Genomic DNA, 1,089 nt, shown 5'->3' on the forward strand with positions numbered 1-1,089 from the left:
CTAGCTGTACTGACCACAGACGTTGGTGACGGCGTGGCGAGCTGACATAGCGAAGACCTCCGAGTGAAGTGCGAGCTGTCTAGGAACGCACCGAACTCACCGGAGGTCTTCGTGTCTCACCGTAATACCCCGCTGTCGGAACTGGGTCGTTTGCGTCTTGCGCGCTGTGTTGTCGAGCAGGGTTGGCCGTTGCGGCGGGCAGCCGAACGATTCCAGGTCTCGGCGACCACCGCAGCGCGCTGGGCTGGTCGCTACCGGTTGGCCGGTGAGGCCGGGATGGCGGATCGGTCCTCACGACCGCACCGCAGTCCACGCCGGACACCCACACGCACCGAACGCCGCATCATCAAGGTTCGTGTCCTGCGTCGATGGGGGCCAGCTCGCATCGCTTACTTGCTGGGGCTGCAGCCCTCGACGGTGCACCGGGTACTGACCCGCTACCGCCTGGCCCGGCTGCGGTGGCTGGACCGAGCCACCGGCCAGGTGGTACGCCGCTACGAACACCCCGAACCCGGTGATCTGGTCCATATCGATGTCAAGAAACTCGGCAAAATCCCCGACGGCGGTGGATGGCGTGTTCTGGGAAAGGCCACCGGAAAGCGGAATTCTCACGCGCACAGCACAATCCGCAGTGCCAGCCGCCACACCGTGGTCGGCTACCACTACCTACACACCGCGCTCGACGACCACTCTCGACTGGCCTACACCGAACTACTCACCGACGAACGCAAGGAAACCGCCGCCGCGTTCTGGGCCCGCGCCGAGGCCTGGTTCGCAGGCAACGGCATCACCATCCGAACAGTGTTGACCGACAACGGTTCCTGCTATCGATCCCACCTCTTCGCCGCAGCCTTGGGCACCGTGAAGCACAAGCGAACCCGCCCCTACCGGCCGCAAACCAACGGCAAGGTCGAACGCTTCCACCGCACCCTCGCCGACGAATGGGCCTACGCCCATCCCTACCGCAGCGACATCGAACGATGCGCAGCCTTCACCGAGTGGCTCCACACCTACAATCACCACCGCGGCCACACCGCACTCGGCGGCCATCCGCCAGCCAGCCGCGTCACCAACCTCTCAGGGCAGTAC

Annotated in this window: 1 protein-coding gene; it reads left to right on the top strand. The window is 65.0% G+C overall.

Going from position 1 to position 1,089, the window contains the following annotated elements; genetic code table 11:
* Positions 1–111: 111 nt before the first annotated feature.
* On the top strand, positions 112–1,089 hold a 978-nt coding region (locus tag NA5_RS38710; protein WP_062993997.1), incomplete at its 3' end, for an IS481 family transposase.

Origin of the sequence: Nocardia anaemiae NBRC 100462 (genome assembly GCF_001612725.1) — a bacterium.
Taxonomy (GTDB): Bacteria; Actinomycetota; Actinomycetes; order Mycobacteriales; family Mycobacteriaceae; genus Nocardia; species Nocardia anaemiae.